Annotated in this window: 19 protein-coding genes; 8 read left to right on the plus strand and 11 right to left on the minus strand. The window is 62.9% G+C overall.

Annotation, left to right across the window (positions count from 1 at the left end):
* Positions 1-120: 120 nt before the first annotated feature.
* From ACWTV1_RS02900 to ACWTV1_RS02920, 5 genes are read right to left on the minus strand one after another with little or no spacing between them, the layout of a single operon-like run.
* Complete coding sequence (locus ACWTV1_RS02900; RefSeq protein ID WP_197109751.1) at positions 121-936, minus strand: HpcH/HpaI aldolase/citrate lyase family protein; 816 nt, start codon at positions 934-936, stop codon at positions 121-123.
* Positions 933-1412 (minus strand): MaoC family dehydratase, encoded by a 480-nt coding sequence (locus ACWTV1_RS02905; protein ID WP_100388689.1) that lies wholly within the window; start codon positions 1410-1412, stop codon positions 933-935. The genes ACWTV1_RS02900 and ACWTV1_RS02905 overlap by 4 nt, the downstream gene beginning before the upstream one ends.
* Positions 1409-2596, minus strand: a complete 1188-nt coding sequence (locus ACWTV1_RS02910; RefSeq protein ID WP_498504051.1) for an acyl-CoA dehydrogenase family protein — start codon at positions 2594-2596, stop codon at positions 1409-1411. Before ACWTV1_RS02910 ends, ACWTV1_RS02905 begins: the two co-directional genes overlap by 4 nt.
* Positions 2593-4671, minus strand: a complete 2079-nt coding sequence (locus ACWTV1_RS02915; RefSeq protein WP_498504052.1) for an acetyl/propionyl/methylcrotonyl-CoA carboxylase subunit alpha — start codon at positions 4669-4671, stop codon at positions 2593-2595. The genes ACWTV1_RS02910 and ACWTV1_RS02915 overlap by 4 nt, the downstream gene beginning before the upstream one ends.
* Positions 4672-4676: 5 nt before the next feature.
* The gene (locus tag ACWTV1_RS02920; RefSeq protein ID WP_498504053.1) at positions 4677-6278 is read right to left on the minus strand and encodes a carboxyl transferase domain-containing protein; all 1602 of its coding nucleotides are present in this window, start codon (positions 6276-6278) and stop codon (positions 4677-4679) included.
* A gap of 99 nt (positions 6279-6377) precedes the next feature.
* Here ACWTV1_RS02920 and ACWTV1_RS02925 point away from each other — a divergent pair, with 99 nt between their 5' ends.
* From ACWTV1_RS02925 to ACWTV1_RS02940, 4 genes are all read left to right on the plus strand, one after another.
* The gene (locus ACWTV1_RS02925) at positions 6378-6953 is read left to right on the plus strand and encodes a TetR/AcrR family transcriptional regulator (RefSeq protein WP_498504054.1); all 576 of its coding nucleotides are present in this window, start codon (positions 6378-6380) and stop codon (positions 6951-6953) included.
* Positions 6954-7076: 123 nt separating this feature from the next.
* On the plus strand, positions 7077-7655 hold the full coding sequence (locus ACWTV1_RS02930) for a TetR/AcrR family transcriptional regulator (protein WP_498504055.1): 579 nt from the start codon (positions 7077-7079) through the stop codon (positions 7653-7655).
* Positions 7652-8569, plus strand: coding sequence for a DMT family transporter (locus tag ACWTV1_RS02935; protein WP_498504056.1), 918 nt, complete (start codon positions 7652-7654; stop codon positions 8567-8569). Before ACWTV1_RS02930 ends, ACWTV1_RS02935 begins: the two co-directional genes overlap by 4 nt.
* Positions 8570-8734: 165 nt before the next feature.
* Positions 8735-9313 carry a hypothetical protein gene (locus ACWTV1_RS02940; protein ID WP_498504057.1) on the plus strand — a complete coding sequence of 193 codons (579 nt, stop codon included), beginning with the start codon at positions 8735-8737 and terminating at the stop codon, positions 9311-9313.
* 73 nt (positions 9314-9386) lie between these two features.
* On the opposite strand, the gene ACWTV1_RS02945 is transcribed toward ACWTV1_RS02940, so the two are convergent.
* Genes ACWTV1_RS02945 through pdhA form a run of 5 tightly spaced genes read right to left on the minus strand, consistent with a single transcriptional unit; the run spans position 9387 to position 14377 of the window.
* Positions 9387-10160: a hypothetical protein gene (locus ACWTV1_RS02945; protein ID WP_498504058.1), complete on the minus strand. Its 774-nt coding sequence runs from the start codon at positions 10158-10160 to the stop codon at positions 9387-9389.
* Positions 10157-10744 carry a signal peptidase II gene (locus ACWTV1_RS02950; RefSeq protein ID WP_498504059.1) on the minus strand — a complete coding sequence of 196 codons (588 nt, stop codon included), beginning with the start codon at positions 10742-10744 and terminating at the stop codon, positions 10157-10159. The genes ACWTV1_RS02945 and ACWTV1_RS02950 overlap by 4 nt, the downstream gene beginning before the upstream one ends.
* Positions 10745-10779: 35 nt before the next feature.
* Positions 10780-12261, minus strand: a complete 1482-nt coding sequence (locus tag ACWTV1_RS02955; protein ID WP_498504060.1) for a dihydrolipoamide acetyltransferase family protein — start codon at positions 12259-12261, stop codon at positions 10780-10782.
* Complete coding sequence (locus ACWTV1_RS02960; RefSeq protein WP_498504061.1) at positions 12261-13262, minus strand: alpha-ketoacid dehydrogenase subunit beta; 1002 nt, start codon at positions 13260-13262, stop codon at positions 12261-12263. The genes ACWTV1_RS02955 and ACWTV1_RS02960 overlap by 1 nt, the downstream gene beginning before the upstream one ends.
* Positions 13259-14377 (minus strand): pyruvate dehydrogenase (acetyl-transferring) E1 component subunit alpha, encoded by a 1119-nt coding sequence (gene pdhA, locus ACWTV1_RS02965; RefSeq protein ID WP_498504062.1) that lies wholly within the window; start codon positions 14375-14377, stop codon positions 13259-13261. Before pdhA ends, ACWTV1_RS02960 begins: the two co-directional genes overlap by 4 nt.
* Before the next feature lie 263 nt (positions 14378-14640).
* Between pdhA and ACWTV1_RS02970 the strand changes: the two genes are divergently transcribed.
* Entirely contained in the window at positions 14641-15393 is a 753-nt protein-coding gene (locus ACWTV1_RS02970; RefSeq protein WP_100388675.1) for a DUF2510 domain-containing protein, read from the plus strand.
* On the opposite strand, the gene ACWTV1_RS02975 is transcribed toward ACWTV1_RS02970, so the two are convergent.
* Positions 15390-16070 carry a DUF8185 domain-containing protein gene (locus ACWTV1_RS02975; RefSeq protein WP_100388674.1) on the minus strand — a complete coding sequence of 227 codons (681 nt, stop codon included), beginning with the start codon at positions 16068-16070 and terminating at the stop codon, positions 15390-15392. The genes ACWTV1_RS02970 and ACWTV1_RS02975 overlap by 4 nt on opposite strands.
* Positions 16071-16101: 31 nt before the next feature.
* Here ACWTV1_RS02975 and ACWTV1_RS02980 point away from each other — a divergent pair, with 31 nt between their 5' ends.
* From ACWTV1_RS02980 to ACWTV1_RS02990, 3 genes are all read left to right on the plus strand, one after another.
* Positions 16102-16956 carry an acyl-CoA thioesterase gene (locus ACWTV1_RS02980; RefSeq protein ID WP_498505020.1) on the plus strand — a complete coding sequence of 285 codons (855 nt, stop codon included), beginning with the start codon at positions 16102-16104 and terminating at the stop codon, positions 16954-16956.
* A 424-nt stretch (positions 16957-17380) separates the two neighbouring features.
* Entirely contained in the window at positions 17381-18679 is a 1299-nt protein-coding gene (locus ACWTV1_RS02985; RefSeq protein ID WP_498504063.1) for a quaternary amine ABC transporter ATP-binding protein, read from the plus strand.
* Entirely contained in the window at positions 18676-19635 is a 960-nt protein-coding gene (locus ACWTV1_RS02990) for an ABC transporter permease (protein WP_498504064.1), read from the plus strand. Before ACWTV1_RS02985 ends, ACWTV1_RS02990 begins: the two co-directional genes overlap by 4 nt.
* Positions 19636-19738: the final 103 nt, after the last annotated feature.

Consider the following 19738-nt stretch of genomic DNA (forward strand, 5'->3'; position numbering starts at 1 on the left):
CCCCAGCCTTCGATGATGAACGCGAGATCTTATTCACACGAACTGAAATGCAAGCTTTATAGCTCTAACCATCTCAATGCCTTCGTTCGACCTCTCGCACGTCCTTCTCTGCGAGATTTCTTAACCTTCGCGCAACCCCGCCCGCGCGACCACGCACTCCGCGTGCCGCAGGATGGGCCCGTCGACCATGCGACCCTCGAAGCTGAAGACTCCGGGCTGCGATTCCGCGGCGGCGAGAAGTGCCCGTGCTGACGCGATTTGCTCGACCGTGGGCGCATAACTTTCGCGCACGATAGCGACCTGAGAGGGATGAATGCAGGCCGTTGCCGTGAACCCGAGAGCCGCGGCATCCCGAGCCTCAGCACCGAGACCCTCCAGGTCTGCGATGTCGAGATGCACCGCATCAATCACAGCCTTCGAATAGGCTCCCGCAGCCAACAACACCGACGACCGCGCATGCAGCGCGACACCGCGGTACGGGCCGGAATCTTCGCGCGACGACGAACCGCCGAGCGATGCCACCAAATCTTCGGCACCCCACATGAGAGCAACCACGCAATCCAGCGCCGCCAAACTTGTGGCCGCCAGCACACCCCGCGCCGTCTCGCACAGGGCAATCACGTCGAGCTCGGTGAGCGCATCGAAGTCAGCAACCGACTCCGACTTCGAGAGCATCACCGTGCGGTACTCCGTCTGCTCCAACGCCTCGAGGTCACTGTCGTGATCCTCGGTGCCCGCCGGATTCAGTCGCACAATCGTGCGGGCCGGATCCATCGGGTTCGCGATGAGAGCAGCGCGGGCCGCAGCCTTATCGACACTGGCGACGGCATCCTCAAGGTCAATGATGATGGCATCCGCGCGTTCAAGCGCCTTCGCATAGCGGTCGGGGCGATCGCCCGGAACAAACAGAATCGACGGCCCTAAAGTGAAAATCACGGTGCGCCCTCCTCGGTCCAGACCATCACCGAACGGGTCGCCACAGCCACCACAACGCCGTCCTGGTTCTTGGCCGTGTGACGCAACGAAATGATTCCCTGGCCGGGGCGCGACTTCGAGAGCCGCTTTTCCAGCACTTCACTCTCGGAATACATCGTGTCGCCGTGATAAAGCGGATGCGGAAAGTTGACTTCCGTGAAGCCCAAGTTCGCCACAATCGTGCCCTGCGTCAGCTGAGCCACGGATGCTCCCACCATCGTCGAGAGCGTGAACATCGAGTTCACCAAGCGCTGACCAAACGGCTGCTGCTCAGACCACGCAGCATCCAAATGCAGCGACTGCGTGTTCATCGTCATCGTCGTGAAGAGAACATTGTCGGCCTCGGTGACGGTGCGGCCGGGCGCGTGCAGATAGACCGCGCCCTCCTCGAACTCATCGAACCAGAGACCGCGCTGCTGAATACGTTTGCCGGTCATAGGGTCGCGAACCCCAGCTCACGAGCAATGACCATCATCTGCACCTCAGTGGTGCCCTCACCAAGCTCCAGCACCTTCGAGTCACGGTAGTGGCGGGCGACAGGGTTCTCGTTCATGAAGCCATAGCCACCAAAGATTTGGGTGGCATCCCGAGCGTTATCCATGGCCGCCTCGCTGCTGATCATTTTCGCCAAGCTCGCCTCCATCTTGAAAGGAACTCCGGCAACCAGTTTGCGGGCTGCGTCGTAGGTTGCCAAGCGTGCCGAATGAACTCGGGCCTGCATCCGCGCAATCTTGAACGCAATGTGCTGGTTCGAACCGATCGAACGACCGAACACATGGCGCTCGTTGGCGTACCGGATCGACTCCTCCAGGCAGCCCTGAGCCGCACCGGTGCAGAGTGCCGAGAACGCAACGCGACCCTCATCCAGCGCCTCGATGAAGTTTGCGAAGCCACGGCCGCGCTCCCCCATCAGGTTCTCCTCGGGAACCCGCACGTTGTCGAACGACAGCGGGTGCGTGTCTGAGGTGTGCCAACCGACCTTGTCGTAGGGCGGGTGCACCGTGAAGCCCTGCGTACCGTTCGGAACGAGGATGGCGCTCAGCTCAGGCTTGCCATTCTCCCGACGACCCGTGACGGCAGTCACCGTCACGACCTTCGTGATCTCGCTACCCGAGTTAGTGATGAACTGCTTCGTGCCGTTGATGACCCATTCGCCATCGACGAGCTCGGCAGTGGTCTTGGTTCCCGCAGCATCGGAGCCGGCATCCGCTTCGGTCAGCCCGAAACCGGCGAGAGCTTCACCGCGCGCGAGCATCGGAACCCACTGCTGCTTCTGCTCTTCACTACCGTGCTTGAAAATCGGCATAGCGCCAAGACCGATGCCGGCCTCGAGCGTCACCGCGATCGACTGGTCGACGCGAGCAAGCTGCTCAATGGCGAGACACAGCGACACGTAGTCTTTGCCCTGCCCGCCGTACTCCTTGGGGAACGGCAAACCGAAGAGACCCATTTCACCCATTTGAGCGATGATGCCGTAGGGCAGTTCACGCTTCGTGTCGTACTCATACGCTGCCGGAGCAACAACCTTGTCAGCGAAATCGCGCACGTCAGCGCTCAACTTCAACTGCTCATCGGTGAGGCCGAGGTGGGTGATTTCGCCGCGGGTAGCGTCGTGACTCATGAGGTTTCTCCTTCAGTGCTCGCTTGTGGCGATTCGATTCGGGCAACGATCTGATCGCGTGTGACCAGATCGCCAGGCTTCAAGCTGATGTCGACAACCCCATCGAGGGTTGCGACAACGGGGTGTTCCATCTTCATGGCTTCAATCGTGAGCACCGTCTGACCGGCAGTCACAGAATCTCCGTTCGCCACAGCGACTGCGACAACCGTGCCGGGCATGGGCGAACGCAACTCGGGATCGACCACACCGGCGACTCTCGCGAGCGTCGCGCGGTGGGCCGCGAGTGACTCGGCCCGAGACTGCGCAGTGAGAGCCCAGGAAGTGCCCTCCTGCCCAATCCACACCGTGGCGTCGACTGTTTCGATAGCGAGACGGATGCTCTGGGTTCCCCACTCGACACCGGTGCTCGTCAAGCGCGCCGGGGTGGTGCTGCCGTCGATCGTGACCTCCGCTGCGCTGGGCGGGCCGGCAACCAGAACCTCGTGCACCTGCCCCGCACTCGTGAGACGGTAGCGGGCCGGGCGATGCTGGCCCACACGCCAACCGCTGGGCTGCTGCCAGGGTGAGCCCGGCATCCAGCGTTCAGAATGGATGCTCAGGGCCGCCGCTGCGAGCACCGCCGGGGTTGGCGCGGCGAACTCGATCTCGGCAAGTGCCCGCTCGATGAGGCCGGTGTCTAGTGCGCCGGCGCGGACGTCGTCGCGGTTGAGGAGGGCTCGGAGAAATTCGATGTTGGTGGTGACGCCCAGGATGACGGTGTCGGCGAGGGCGCGGTCGAGGGCGTGGAGGGCGTCGGCGCGGGTGGCGCCGTGGGCGATGACCTTGGCGAGCATCGGGTCGTAGTTGGCCGAGACGGTGCCGCCCTGGATGAGCGAGCTGTCGACGCGGACGCTGGGTGTGGCTGTGCTCGTTGTGGCTGTGCTCGTTGTGGCTGTGCTCGTTGTGGCTGTGCTCGTTGCGCTGGCACTGATCGTGCCAGCGCTGGCCGCACTGCCGTCGCCTGCTTCGTGCAGGTGCACGATCTGACCGGCGGAGGGTAAGAAGTCGTTGGCGGGATCTTCGGAGTAAATGCGCGCCTCGACCGAGTGCCCGGTGAGCGTTGGCGTCTCCACCGTGAGCTTCTCGCCAGCAGCAATGCGCACTTGCCACTCCACGAGGTCGATGCCCGTGACCATTTCGGTGACCGGATGCTCCACTTGCAGTCGCGTGTTCATCTCCATGAAGAAGAATTCGTCTGGCGCATTATCGGAGACGAGGAACTCGACGGTTCCCGCACCGATGTAGCTCACGCTGCGCGCGACCTCGCACGCTGCTTCACCGATGCGCTGCCGCGTTGCCTCATCGAGCAGCGGTGATGGTGCTTCTTCGATGATCTTCTGGTGGCGACGCTGCAGCGAACATTCGCGTTCGCCCAAGTGGATGATCGTGCCGTGGCTATCGGCCAGAACCTGCACCTCGATGTGCCGCGGCTTCTCGACGAGGCGCTCAAGAAAGAGGGTGTCGTCGCCGAACGCGGCACTGGCCACGCGACGAGCAGAGTCGAGCGCACCGGCAACGGCTTCGGGCTCGCGCACGATCGTCATGCCCTTGCCACCGCCACCGGCCGATGGCTTGATCAACAGCGGGAAGCCGACCTCGGCAGCAGCAGCCACGAGATCGTCGTTTGTCATGCCCGGCTCAGCCATTCCGGGGATCACGGCGACGCCGCGCTCGGTCACGTGCTTTTTCGACGCAATCTTGTCGCCCATGATCTCGAGCGCTTCAACGCCGGGGCCGATAAAGGTGATTCCGGCAGCGGCGCAGGCCTCGGCCAAGGACGCGTTTTCGGAGAGGAAGCCATAGCCCGGGTGAACCGCGTCAGCATGCATGCCGTCTACGGCATGGGCGGCAGCAGCGATCGATTCGACCGAGAGGTAGCTGTCGATCAGCACCGCGGCGTCCGCCACTTGAACGTGCTTCGCGTCACGATCGTGCTCGGTGTAGACCGCGATCGAACGGATGCCCATCGAGTGCAGGGTGCGCGTGATGCGACAGGAAATTTCGCCACGATTGGCGACCAGAACGGCAGAGAACATGGCAATCACATCCGGAAGAGGCCGAAGCCCGGTTCAGGCAGCGGGGTCGCCGCGGCGATATCGAGGGCCATGCCGAGCACGTCTCTGGTGTCTTTGGGGTCAATGATTCCGTCATCCCACAGGCGAGCTGTCGAATAGTAGGGGCTGCCCTGGCGTTCGTACTGTTCGCGGATGGGCTTCTCGAACGCGACCTTGTCGTCGTCAGTGAAGTCGTCTTCACCGAGCTGATCGCGGCGCACCGTGGAGAGCACCGCAGCAGCCTGCGGGCCGCCCATGACCGAGATGCGGGCGTTGGGCCACATCCACAAGAAGCGCGGTGAATACGAGCGACCGCACATCGAGTAGTTACCGGCACCGAACGAGCCGCCGATCACGACCGTGAACTTGGGAACGCGCGTCGTAGCGACAGCGGTCACCATCTTGGCGCCGTTCTTGGCGATACCGCCGGCCTCATATTCCTTGCCGACCATGAAGCCAGAAATGTTCTGCAGGAACAGCAGCGGGATGCCGCGCTGGTCGCACAGTTCGATGAAGTGAGCGCCCTTGAGCGCCGATTCGCTGAACAGCACACCCGCGTTGGCGACGATGCCGATCGGATGCCCGTGCAGCGTCGCGAACCCGGTGATAAGGGTTGTGCCGTATTCCTTCTTGAACTCGTGGAACTCGCTGCCGTCAACGAGCCGCGCGATCACTTCGCGCACTTCGTAGGGGCTCTGCACGTCGGTGGGTACAACCCCGTAGAGCTCGTCAGGGTTCACGGCGGGCGGGCGCGAGGCAACAACATCCCACGCGGGAGCAGCAGGCTTGGGGATGGTCTTGATGATGTCCCGCACAATTTCGAGCGCGTGGCGGTCGTCGTCGGCAAGGTGGTCGGTGACGCCCGAGGTGCGCGCGTGCACATCTCCCCCGCCGAGTTCTTCGGCCGTGACAATCTCACCAATAGCGGCCTTCACGAGCGGTGGGCCACCCAAGAAGATCGTGCCCTGATTGCGCACGATGATCGTCTCGTCGCTCATCGCCGGCACGTAAGCGCCACCCGCGGTGCACGAGCCCATGACCGAGGCGATCTGCGGGATGCCGGCCGCCGACAGCCGCGCTTGGTTATAGAAGATGCGCCCAAAGTGGTCGCGGTCGGGAAAGACTTCGTCTTGCATCGGGAGAAAAGCGCCACCCGAGTCAACGAGGTACACGCACGGCAGCTTGTTCTCGAGCGCAATCTCTTGCGCCCGCAAGTGCTTCTTCACCGTGAGCGGAAAGTAGGTGCCGCCCTTGACCGTCGCGTCGTTCGAGATGACGAGCACGGGGCGAGAGTGGATGAGGCCGATACCGGCAATCACGCCAGCGCCGGGAGCCTGGTCGTCGTAGATTCCATTCGCAGCGAGCGGGGCGATCTCGATGAAGGGGCTGCCCTCATCGAGCAGTTCATCGACGCGATCGCGAGGCAGCAGCTTGCCGCGGGAGACGTGGCGTTCACGAGATTTCTCAGAACCACCGAGGGCCGTCGTCGCGAGTCGTTCGCGCAATTGCTCGACAAGGCCGCGCATTGACTCTTCGTTAGCCGCAAACGTCGGGTGGGACGGTTGAGCGGCCGTGGAAATCTTCTCCATCGAACACCTTCGTTCTGCGTAGCTTGTGGCCACTTGGGTTAGTCATTACTAACTGAATTTAGGTTAGCGAGCATTAACCGAACTGTCTAGACTCAGAACATGAACGAGACCCCAACTCCGCGCAGCCAAGCGAAGGCCGACCGACGCGAGGCCCTCCTCGACGCGGCCGCCAGTCTCTTCGCCGAGCGCGGCTTCACACGCGTCTCGCTCGAAGAACTCGGCTCCGCCGCCGGCGTGAGCGGCCCCGCCGTGTACCGCCACTTCGACGGCAAACAAGACGTGCTCGCCGCGATACTGGTCGACGCCAGCTCCAACCTGTGCCGCGGAGCGCAGACCGTGATCGAGCACGCCGCCACACCGCGAGCCGCGCTCGAAAGACTCGTTCAGTTTCACGTGGAGTTCGCGCTCGGCAATGCCGACGTCATCCGGGTTCAAGATCGCGACCTCGACAGCCTGACTGCCAGCGACCAACACGAGGTGCGTGCCCTGCAGCGCAGCTACGTTGAGCTGTGGGTCGGGGTGCTCTCTCAGTTGCATCCGGATGCCGCGACCACCGAGCTACGCACCCGTGCCCACGCCACCTTCGGGCTCATCAACTCCACTCCCCACAGCGGGCGCGCTGGCGCCACCAGTGCCGTGCTCGAGCGGATGGCGTTGGCCGCCCTCGACGCCTAACCATTCCGCTGGTTCGCGGCTTCATCGCGCTGCCCGTGCACGCGCACCCGACGCCTCGCCCGCTCCCTTTCGCTTCGCTGGCTCTGAGTAGGTAGACTGACCTACCTATTCAAGGGATGGCACATGAGCGAGGATTCGGTCCGGGACCGCCCAGCACGAACACGACTGCTCGACGCGGCAGCAGAGCTGTTCTATGCGCACGGAGTCACAGCCACCGGCATCGACACCATCACGCAGAGCGCTGGAGTGGCTCGCAAGAGTCTGTACAACAACTTCGCCTCGAAGGATGCGCTCGTTCTCGCCTACATCGAGCAACGTCACGACGAATGGCTAGAACTGCATCGAGTGCGGGCAGCCGACGCCCACACCACGAAAGATGAAGTATTGGCTGTGTTCGATGCGTACATCGACCATGCCAACACCGCCTACGTTCACGGCTTCCGCGGCTGCGGACTGCTCAATGCCGCCGCCGAACTCCCGACAGACTCGCCAGGAAGAGCCGCCGTGCGCGACCACAAAGAGGAAGTCGAGGCGATGCTTGCCGCCGCGCTGGCCAAGCGGGATGCGGATGACGCCGATGTTCTCGCCGAACAACTTTCGTTTCTACTCGAAGGTGCGGTCGCCCGCGCCGGCCTCGACGGTTCCGACCATCGTTTGGTGCGGGCCCGCGCGATTGCTGCGTCTCTGCTTGAGAACGCATGAACCGTCAGCGTTCGCTGGCCTTTGCCGCAATCACAACAACCTCGATCCTCTGGGGCACCACCGGCACCGTGGCAACTTTTGCCGCCGACGTCGGCCCCCTCGCGATCGGTGCCGCCGCGCTCGGACTTGGCGGGCTCCTGCAAGCCCTGATCGCCATCCCCGCGTTACGCCGAGCGCTCCCCCAGCTGAAAGCCAACCGCACCTCGCTCATTGTCGGAGCGATCGCCGTCGCGATCTATCCCCTCGCTTTTTATAGCTCGATGCACCTCGCCGGCGTCGCGCTCGGCTCGGTGGTCTCCTTGGCTTCGGCACCGCTCGCATCCGGGCTCCTCGAACGCATCATTCAGCGCACCCCGCTGAGCAAGTGGTGGCTATTCGCCGCAGGTCTCGGAATCACCGGCAGCGTCGTGCTCTGCCTCGCGAAAATGAGCAACGAACCCAGCGAAACCGTGCAGACCGTGCTGGGCATCCTGTTGGGACTCGTCGCCGGCGGCACCTACGCCACCTACTCGTGGTCCGCACAACGACTGATGAGTCGCGGCGTTAGCCGTGCCGCATCCATGGGCGCAATCTTCGGCGTGGGTGGAGCCCTGCTGATGCCCGTGCTCGCGGTCACCGGGGCCCCGCTCCTCGCGAATGCGCAGAACTTCAGCGTCGCCGCCTACATGGTCATCGTTCCGATGTTCCTCGGCTACCTGCTCTTTGGGTACGGACTTGCGCGCGTGCCCGCCAGCACCGCAACCGCCATCACCCTGAGCGAACCGGCGGTCGCCGCAATTCTCGCGGTGCTAGTCGTTGGTGAGCGTTTGAGCAGCCTGGGCTGGATCGGCCTCAGCGTTATCGGGCTCTCACTGGTCGTTCTCGCCTTCGCGCCGACAAACAAGCCCGTTCACTCTTCAGAGCCGAACGCTTGATAGCCGCACGCGTCATAGCCGAACTCTTGATAGCCACACACTTCATGGCTACACCGCAGTAGTTGCCCATCACCCTCGCGGCGTCCCCATAGGGTTTTGATAGAACTGGCGCGCACTGTTCATCACGTACACCGGAGATTCCGGATAGGACGAAAAGGATCAACCATGAACAAGAAACTGATCACAGGAGCAGCCGGCGTAGTTTTGGCCTCCTGTGTCGGACTGGGCATTGCTTTGCCCGCCCAGGCTGACACCATCGAGACTGCCAGCACGGCAGTTGCCTCCGACACCACCACCGACAAGACGACCAGCGGCGAGCACGCCGGGCGCGGTTACGCTCGAGGCCTCGACGCAGCCGGCCTCGCGACCAAGCTCGACCTCACCGAGACCGAAGTATCGGAGGCTCTTGCAGCGTTGCGCGACAGCTCTGAGCGCCCCGAGCGGCTCGATACCGACGCCGCCGAAGAAGAACGAACGGCAGCGAAGGATGAGCGCCGAGCAGCCCTCGTGACCGCCCTCGCCGCCGAACTCAACGTGGACGAAGACACCCTCACCGCTGCCCTTACCGAACTTCGCGCCGAGCATGAAGCCGAGCGCGAAGCCAACCCCGACGCCGGCAGCGGCGAGCGCGGAGACCGTGGAGACCGCGCCGATCGTGATGAGCGCGGAGATCGCGGCCAGATGGGTGACCGCAGCGGCTCCGCTGACGACAGCACCGACACCGAAAGCGACACCGAGGAGTAAGCCTCACCCCGCACACCTCCCCCAGGACGAAGGGCCTGCGACTGATCGGTCGCAGGCCCTTTCGTGTGCGTGGCTACGCGCCGCCGTCGAGGCTGCCGAGTCGACGCAGCACGGCGTTGAGCAAGGTGCCCTCGGCATCCGGAATCACGTGGTGGTTGAGGTAAATTCCTTCGAGCCACGGCAGCACTTCTTCGGCCGCAAGACCGATGGTGTTCCAGTCGACGCCGGGTACCGCTTTCGAGCGCGGTTCTCCCGTGCGCGGGTCAGTCCAGGCTTCAGCGATGGGCTGGTCGGGCTCTGACTCCCCCGCGCCCCACAGCAGGGCGATTGGATGATTCTCGCCCTCGATGTGGTCATGGCTCACGGTGCCCGCACCGAGCCACGGCAGCGTCAGCAGCTCGCCTTCTACCTCGATCTCAAGCAGATCGAGCTGAACCGGTTCCGCTACTTCACAGATGTAGAGATCGAAACCGGCATCGTGCCAGGCCGCAGCCTGCGTGATGTCGTCGAGCAGAGTCGGCAGCAGCGCATGAAAGTCGCTGGCTAGTCGCGTTGCCCACAGCACAAGAACACGAGTGTCGTTTGCCGACCATGGGCTCGACTCGCGAGGTTCGCCCTGCGGAGTATGAAAGTGGTGGCTGACGCCCTCTGCGGTGGTTTCGCAGTGCAGTTGCCCATCCGGATACTCAACGTGCAGATCACTTAACTGGGCTTCGTCATCCCAGCCAGCAAAGAGTTCCGGCGCCGCGAGCGTCGGCGGCAAATCGATCGGCGGAGTGCGCCGCGTGCCCAAGTTGAGTACTGCCCGCAGCCGCGTATTGGGCATGCGGAGGCTGAGATCGGTCATCCCGTTGTGGTGGGAGTGGCCGCGGCATCCGCGTCACTGGTCGTTGCAGGTTCAGGCTTGGCGGAAATGCCCATGATGGAAATGATGACGATCATGATCGCGCCGCCAACGAGAGCAATGTCGGCGATGTTGCCAATGAAGTAGCCGTTGTAGTTGATGAAGTCGACAACGTGGCCGCGGGCAAACCCGGGGTCACGGAACAGGCGGTCACCAAGGTGAGTGATGGCTCCACCGAGAAGCATGCCGAGGGCGACGGCCCACGCCCGCGACTGAACGGTCCACGCGTACCAAGTGATGGCGACGACGGCGATCGCCGCGATGATCGTGAGCACCCACGTGAATTCCTCCGCGAGAGAGAAGGCAGCGCCGGGGTTGTAGACGAGTTGGAACGACAGCAGATCACCGATGATCGGGATGTTCTCGCCACCGCTGAGGTTAGCTTCAGCCCACCACTTGCTGAGCTGGTCAGCAGCGATCACGAATGCGGCGAGCGCAAAGAGGCCCACGAGCAAACGGCGGGGTGCGCGCGTGGCAGTAGGAGCCGGAGCAGGGGTGGCCGCAGCAGGGTCGAGATTCTCGGTCATAAGACCATTCTTACCTGTTGCGGCCACTACCGCTGTCACACCATTGTCAGAACGGTGCCGGGGTCGTTCAGAATCGAGCCAACATCGGTCAAGAATCGGGCGCCCTGCTCGCCGTCGACGAGTCGGTGATCGAACGACAGACTCAAGGTCATCACGTCGCGCAGCGCGACTTCTCCGTGGTGTTCCCACGGCATCCTGCGTACGGCACCCATCGCCAGAATCGCGGCTTCCCCCGGATTCAGGATGGGAGTGCCCGCGTCGATGCCGAAGACGCCCACGTTGGTGATCGAAATGGTTCCACCATTGAGCGATGCCGGAGTTGCCTTGCTCGCTCGCGCATTGCGAGCCAAGTCACCGATTGCCTCGGTGAGTTCGGCCAGATTCATGGCATCAGCATCCTTGAGGTTCGGCACCATGAGCCCTCGCGGCGTCGCGACGGCGATACCGAGGTTGATGTAACCGAACTCCACGATTTCGTTGGCGTCAGCATCCCATCGCGAATTGAGCGAAGGGTTGCGAGCCACCCCAATGCACAGCGCCTTCGCCACCACAGCGAGCACCGACGCTGCGGTGCCCTTGGCCTTGAGCTTGGCGACCAGTTCTACCGTGCGCGTGACATCGATCGTCAAGAACTCAGTAACGTGCGGTGCCGTGAACGCGCTCGCGACCATCGCCGCCGCGGTTGCCTTGCGCACCGACTTGATCGGCGTGCGGGTTTCGCGCGGTCGCGAGCTCGCCAGCACTCCCCTGCTGGTCGGGGCGGATGCTCCCGCTCTCGTGGCATCGTCAGCCAGCGCTCCGGTGGCGGAGGTTTCCGCCGCGCTCAGCACGTCATCCCGAGTGATGATGCCCTCGGGCCCCGTGCCGGTCACCTGCGTGAGGTCGACGGCACGATCGGCGGCAAGCTTGCGCACCGGTGGCGTTGTCTTGGTGCGAGCGTCTGCCTGCGAGACTGCGGGCTCTGAGGCTGCGGCTGTAGACGCGTCGGAAGTGGATGTCGCAGGCTCTGCCACGGGGCCGGATGCGGCATCCGCAGCTGGCGATGACACTGCCGCTGGATCCGCCACCGCTGGTGCGCCGCCGCCCTTGCGCGGCTTGCGCGTGGGGCGCTTGCCGCTCTCCACGGCGGGGCCGTAGCCGACGAGCACCGAGTTTCGTTCGGGGGCGGCCTCTGCCGCAGCCGCGGTGTCTGCGCCGTTCGCCTGTGTCGCATCATCCGCAGCGCCGCTTGAATCGGTGGCACTGCTCGAACCGCTGTCGCCCGCGGGCACACCACCCTCAAGCTCGAACGTCACGATGCGCGTGCCGACCTGCACGGTCGAGCCAGGCTCAGCGTGCAGCGCCGAAATCTTGCCGGCGACCGGCGAAGGCAGGGAGACGATCGCCTTGGCGGTCTCCACCTCAGCAATGGGCTGGTTGAGCGTCACGAGGTCACCGACAGCAACGTGCCATTCGACGATCTCAGACTCGGTCAAGCCCTCACCTAAATCGGGCAGAGCAAACTCTTTGACGGCCATTACGCGCTCCAACCGGTGAGAGAGTTCACGCGACCCAGCGCACGGTCAACACCGTCGAGGATGCGGTCGAGGTCAGGCAAGAAGTGGTCCTCCAACTTCGCGGCCGGGTACGGCACATCGAAGCCCGTAATGCGCACGGGCGCTGCCTCCAAGTAGTAGAAGCAACGATCGGTGAGCGTCGCGGCGATTTCAGCGCCGAGGCCGCCCGATTCCGCAGCCTCGTGGGTGATCACGAGCCGCCCTGTCTTGCGCACGCTCGCCGAAACTGTGTCGAAGTCGACCGGGGAGAGCGAGCGAAGATCAACCACCTCGATAGAAATTCCATCATCGGCGGCGGCGACTGCGGCATCCAGAGCGGTGGCAACGAGCGGGCCGTACGTCACGAGCGTGACGTCGGTTCCCTCGGTGACGACGCGGGCTTTGCCCATGGGCAGAGCGGTGGCATCTTCGTCGACCTCGCCCTTGGTCCAGTAGCGGCGCTTGGGCTCGAAGAACAGCACCGGGTCGTCGCTGGCAATCGCTTCGCGCAGCATGCTGTGGGCATCCTGCGGCGTCGAGCACGTGACAACGCGCAGTCCCGCGGTGTGCGCGAAGTACGCCTCCGGCGACTCGGAGTGGTGCTCGACAGCGCCGATACCTCCGCCATAGGGCACACGAATTGTCAGCGGCATCCGCACCTTTCCGGCAGTGCGGTAGTGCAGCTTGGCGACCTGGGCAACGATCTGATCGAAACCCGGGTAGATAAAGCCATCGAACTGGATCTCGCAGACCGGGCGGTAGCCCCGGAACGCGAGGCCAACGGCCATACCGATGATGCCGGCTTCCGCGAGCGGCGTGTCGATCACGCGGTCTTTGCCGAAGTCGCGCTGCAGCCCGTCGGTGACGCGGAAAACGCCACCGAGAGTTCCGATGTCTTCACCGAGCAAGACAACCTTGTCGTCGTCGCTGAGAGCGCGACGCAGTCCAGAGCCGAGAGCTTTCGCGAGAGTGAGTTCTGTCATTTGTCGAATCCCTCGAGGTAGGCCTTGTACTGGCTCTTTTGACGCGCGAGCCCCGAGTGCTCGGTCGCATAGACGTTGTCGAACACACTGAGCGGTTCGGGGTTCTCGAGCGCCAAGCATCCGGCGCGGAACTCTGCCGCTACCTCGTCTGCTCGAGCCTGAATGGATGCCGCCAGTTCGTCAGTCAGCACCCCTTCACTGCGCAAAAACGCTTCCACGCGCGCGATCGGGTCGCGGGCTTCCCACTCTTTCGCGACAAGCGGGTCAACATAGCGGCTCGGATCGTCAGAGGTAGTGTGCGGTCCTCGGCGGTAGGTCACCGCTTCGATGAAGGTCGGGCCGCCACCGGTGCGGGCACGATCGAGAGCACTGCGGGTCGCCGCCATGACAGCCAACACGTCGTTGCCATCGACTCGAACGCTCGGAATCCCGAACCCCGGAGCCCGATCGGCAATCGGCCGCTGAGCTTGAAGCCCCACGGGCTCAGAAATCGCCCACTGGTTGTTTTGGCAGAAGAAAATTACGGGAGCGTTGAAGGAGGCGGCAAAGACCATCGCTTCGTTGACATCCCCCTCGCTCGTAGCACCGTCGCCAAAGTAGGCGACCGAGACGCTGTCGACGCCGTCGAATGTGCACCCGACTGCATAGCCGGTGGCGTGCAACGTCTGAGCGCCAATGATCACGGCGGGCGTTGCCATGCCGACCTCGAAGGGATCCCAGCCCGACGATGCCGTGCCGCGCCAGACGCGCAGAAGGTCAGGCAGCTTGACGCCGCGGCAGTAAGCGACAGCGTTCTCGCGATAGCTGGAGAAGACGAAGTCGTCGGGGCGCAGCGTGCGGGCAGAGCCGACCTGCGCAGCTTCTTGCCCAAAGAGTGGTGGCCAGAGGCCGAGTTCGCCTTGACGTTGCAGGGCGGTTGCTTCCGTATCGATACGGCGCACGATGATGAGGTCTTCGTAGAGGCTCGCGAGCTGATCACCGGTGACGTCAGAAACCCAGGGGTCGTAGAGTTCGTCGCTCAGCCGTTTTCCATCAGGGTCGAGAAGTTGTACAAACTCAGGAGTTTGCTTCTTCGCCCCAGACATCTGAGCTTTCACGGGCACGGTGGTACTCATCGTTTCTCCGATCCGCCTTTGCGCCTGCAGGTAAGCCGCGCTCTAGCGATCCTCACAACCGCGATTGGTAAATCGCAGGTTGACCCGAGCCTCGTCGCTCGGAGTTAATCTGACGGTACCTACACACTGGGCGGTTCACAAGATGCCGCACGAAAGTCGCCGCAGATTGAGAGGATGCCCAGCTCACGTTCAGTCCTGAAAACACGGGGCCTCGCCCGCGAGCAAGTGTCAGCTTCGCCCGCCCAGACGGTTAGAATCGCAGAGTGACTGACGCATCAAACCCCCTCCCCGCTGCTGGCTGGTACCGCGACCCCGCCGGAGGAGCTGCTCCTCGCTGGTGGAACGGAACAGCGTGGGCTGCCGCCAACACGGTTCCCGCGGATGCCACGCCGTTGCCGACCCCAGCTCCGGCGCCTGTTACGCCGCCCGCGGCATCCGCGAACCCGGTCGCCCCGGTTGCACCTGCCGCCCCCGTTGCCCCCGTTGCCCCGGCAATGTCGCCAACACCCGCCGCGACGACTCCCGGCGTGGGATCAGCCCCCAGCTACAGCTACGCAGCACCGAGCAATGTCAGCGACGCTGGCACCAACACGTGGCAAATCTGGCTCATCGTTCTGTTGCCGCTGCTGCAGATTCCCGGACTCTTGGCGATCGATGCCAGCGCCTTCATTCCCCGCCCAACCGATGGCCCTGCAGACGCGCAGCTTCGACTCATGCTCGACCCGGGCTACCTGTGGGTGTCGCTCTCCGGCTGGCTAGTCTTCCTTGCTGCGATCCCGCTCGCGATCTTTGACCGCCGCGCTCTTGACCGCCGCGGCGTCGACCGTCCCTTCCACTGGGCGTTCGTTTTCATTGGTTGGTTCGTCTACGCCATCGGACGTTCAGTGGTGGTGCGCCGCCGAACCGGTCAGGGACTCGCTCCGTTGTGGGGTTCAGTTGGCGTTGTGCTCTTGGGCTTCATCGCAAACATAATCTTCTTCGTGTCGCTCGTCGCCCAAATCTCAGAGTCGTTCTAACGCGCTACCGACCAGGCCCGTCGCTTCACGAGAACGTGACCGCGCTTGGTCGTAAGCCGCGTCCACGCTCCTGACTCGTAGATGGATGCCGCTTCGTCATCCCCCAAGAAACCAAGGCTCACCGCCGCGAACCCTGCACCCGCAGGAATGTAGTCGGGTTCGTCGAGCGGACGCCCCCAAACTTCCGTGCGCACCTTGTGCACGAGCGCTTCGCCGGTGCCGGTGGGAATCGCTTCGGCAACTTCGTCGATTCCGGCGCGGGCGGCTTCTTCGAGCACGGCACTCGGCACAGAATCGATCGCAACCCATCCCCCGCGTGGCGGTGTGATGGCCGCCCACGTGACGGTGGTGACGCTCATCGGCAAACGGACCGCGACTGGCTCGCCCACGGTATCCGCTGATTCCTCGGCAGCACTCTCAATGCGCGCCAGCAGAGAACGAACGGGAACCACTGCATCGAACTCGTCTTTCGAGGCGAGAGCAAAGGTGCGTAGGCCCAGAACCGTGGGGCTCTGATCGAGCAGTCCGGCGGGGTGCAGCACAGAGACATAGACGGCGAGAACGCCGGCGCCACCGATGAGACGAACGGAGCCCTCATCCACTCGGGCAGCTCGGCCCAAGAAAACCTGCAGGTCGCCCAGCGCAAGGGAATCAACCAAAGTAAACGTTGCAGTCATAGGCCTCTAAACTACAGGCATGAGCCACCCTATGTCTGGGCTTCTGACTGCCCTCGATCTGACCGACACCGGCGCACGAACAAGCGAAGACATTTTCACTGGTCCCAGCCAGTGGATGCCCCAAGGCCGGGTGTTCGGAGGGCAGGTGCTAGCGCAGGCCCTCGTTGCCGCGCAGCGCACCATTGCCGAAGATCGCTCGGTGCACTCAATGCACGGATACTTCCTCCGCCCGGGTGACGTGAACCTTCCGATCACCTTCTCAGTTGATCGCATTCACGACGGCCGTTCGTTCTCTACTCGCCGCACGCAGGCGTATCAGGATGGCGTGCCGATTCTCTCGGCGATCGCGTCGTTTCAAGATGACGATCAGGGGCTCGACCACCAGATCGATATGCCCACTGACTTGCCGGACCCCGAATCGCTGCCGACGACGGCGGAGGTTCTCGCGGCCTTCGATCATCCAGTCGCTCGCTATTGGGCCACCGAGCGCCCGTTCGACATGCGTTACGTCACGTCGCCGATCTTCCTCGGCGTCGAGGGCGGAAAGGTTGCGCATCAGGCGGTCTGGCTCAAATCGGTAGGTCCGATGCCCGACGACATGAACTTGCACCGCGCCGCGCTCGCCTACGCAAGCGATTACTCGATCTTGGAGTCGATCATGCGCCGCCACGGCTTGGCCTGGGTCACGCCCGGCATCAAGGTCGCGAGCCTCGACCACGCCATGTGGTGGCACCGTGATGCCCGCGTGGATGAGTGGCTGCTCTATGTGCAGGAGTCGCCGAACGCAATTGGCGGGCGCGGCCTCTCGCAGGGACGCATCTACGACCGCGCGGGGCGCCTGATCGCCAGCGTGGCGCAAGAGGGAATGGTCCGACCGCCGCGCTAGCGCACGCCCGTTTCGTCAAATTGGGCGGTTAATTCGACACCGTTGGGTAACAAAAGAATAACGAAGGCGACCCCGCTCGATCCCTACTGTGCCGCGGATCGGCGACTACGCCTGGCGCGAGATGTCCCCAATTTGGTGGACTCCACCCTGCAAGAACCATCAAAAAACGTTACCGTTGATATCGGCCTTGCCCCCGGTGTGCCCGTTTTTGGGTCCTGTCGGCAAGGTGCTACGAATCAGGCCGCGCGCGCCACCCCAGCAATGGGATGTCGCTCGTATGGTTGTTTCGCAGTGGAGTTGCTCCGAAAGCGCTCCCCTATCGTTTCCCACCAGAATCACCCAAGGATTCGACAGAGCCCTGCGTTCAACCCGGACCGTAATCGAGAGAAGCGAAGCCCTCAAGGTGCCGAGTAATCAGGAGAACGTGACCGAGAAATTTGCTGTCAGCGCCAAAAACATCTACAAGGTTTTTGGGCGTCGTCCCAATGAAGCAGTAGAGAGGCTCCAGCACGGCGCCTCCCGTGATGAGATCACAGAACTGGGCACCGCAGCCGTTATCGATGCGAGCTTCGATGTTCTGCCCGGCGAGATCTTCGTCGTTATGGGTCTTTCCGGTTCCGGAAAATCCACCCTCATTCGCATGTTGAACGGCCTCTGGGGCACGACATCCGGCACCGTCACCGTCGGTGGCGACCTCATCACCGGAATCTCAGCTCCCAAGCTGCGCGACGTTCGTCGTCGCCGCATCTCGATGGTGTTCCAGCACTTCGCCCTCTTCCCGCACCGCAGCGTTCTCGAAAACGCCGCGTACGCGCTCGAAGTTCAGGGCATCGCCCGCGAAGAGCGACTCGCTCGCGCCCAGAAGACGATTGACCTCGTTGGCCTCAAGGGCTGGGGCCACAAGATGCCCTCCGAACTTTCCGGTGGAATGCAGCAGCGCGTAGGCCTCGCCCGCGCCCTGACCGCCGACACTGACGTTCTCCTTATGGACGAAGCTTTCAGTGCGCTCGACCCGCTGATCCGTCGCGAAATGCAAGAGCAGCTGCTCGAGCTTCAGACCGAACTCGGCAAGACCATCATCTTCATTACTCACGACCTCAACGAGGCCATGTTCCTGGGTGACCGCATTGCGGTTATGCGCGACGGCCGCATCGTTCAGATCGGTACACCAGAAGACATCCTCACCGACCCGGCCAACGACTACGTTGCTCAGTTCGTTCAGGATGTCGACCGCTCGCGTGTTCTCACGGCCGCCAGCGTTATGGAGCCAGTCCGCGCAACGGTATTCGCCAGTGGCGGACCGCGCGCAGCGTTGAAGGTCATGCGCGATCTTCAGACCTCAACCGCATTCGTGATCAGCCGCGACCGCACCCTTCAGGGTGTCGTTCGCGACGCCGATGTCATGAAGCTGGTTCGCAAGGGCGTGACCGACATGACAACGATCTTGAGCGACGAGTACAACGCTGTCGACGAGAACACCTACCTCTCAGAACTCTTTGTTCCGTCGGTCGAAAGCCCTCTTCCCTTGGCTGTTGTCGACGAGCGTGGTCGCCTCAAGGGCGTTGTTCCGCGAGTCACGCTGCTTGCTGCGCTCGGCAACGTCACTACCGACACCGGTGAACTGCAGGTCATGGAACCACCACTAACCGTCTCGACGGACGTCATCACTGATGCCCTCGATGCCAGCGATACGAGCTCCGACGCGAAGGAGGACGCACGATGAACGACTTCCTCAGAATTCCCCTCGGCCAGTGGGTCGAAAATGGCATCGATTTCATCACCGACACCTTCGGTTTTGTTTTTGACTTCATCAAGCTGATCATTTCCTCGGTTGCCGACGGAATGAACTTCGTGTTCACGTCGCCGCCGTTCTGGATCATGCTGATCATCTTCGCCGTGCTTGCCTTCGTGGCTCGCGGTTGGTTGTTCTCGCTCGGAACCACCCTCGGCTTCCTTTTGATCCTCAGCCTGGATCAGTGGGAAAACGCCATGGACACCCTCTCGCTCGTGCTCGTGGCCGCGGCGATCGCCGTGCTCATCAGCGTTCCGCTGGGAATCCTTGCGGCGAAGTATCGAACGGTTTCCACCATCGTGAAGCCGATTCTCGACTTCCTGCAGACAATGCCGGCCTTCGTTTACCTCATCCCTGCTCTCATCCTGTTCCGTATCGGTGATGTTCCCGGAATCGTTGCAACCGTGCTCTTCGCGCTTGCTCCCGGTGTACGCCTCACCGAACTCGGAATCCGCGGTGTGGACAGCGAAGTTGTTGAAGCCGGCCAGGCCTTCGGTTCATCGCCGGGCCGCATCCTGCGTCAAATTCAGCTTCCTCTGGCGCTGCCGTCCATCATGGCCGGTATCAACCAGGTGATCATGCTGTCGCTCTCCATGGTCGTTATCGCGTCCATGGTTGGTGCTGGCGGCCTCGGTCAGCCCGTTATCCAGAGCCTGAGCCGTGCGGATGTCGCACTCGGCTTCGAAGCTGGACTTTCGGTAGTGATCTTGGCCATCTTCCTTGACCGCCTCACCGCATCCTTCGGTTCGGGCAAGGGTTACTTCCGGTTCATTATCGAATCATTCAACGTTCGCGGCCGTCGCGCAGAATCTGCTGCAGTGGATGCTGCCGCAAACAGCGACGCTGCAACTACCGAACCTGCGGAACTCACTCCTCCCGTTCGCTAATTTTCGGGCGCCCACCCGCGCTCGTTTCCCCGCATGCAGAGAACCCTGTGTGCATCGACGTCAACATCGTCGCGCTTTAGCGTTGACAGAAAAGGACGACACA

Source organism: Salinibacterium sp. VpJ6, from assembly GCF_059767345.1.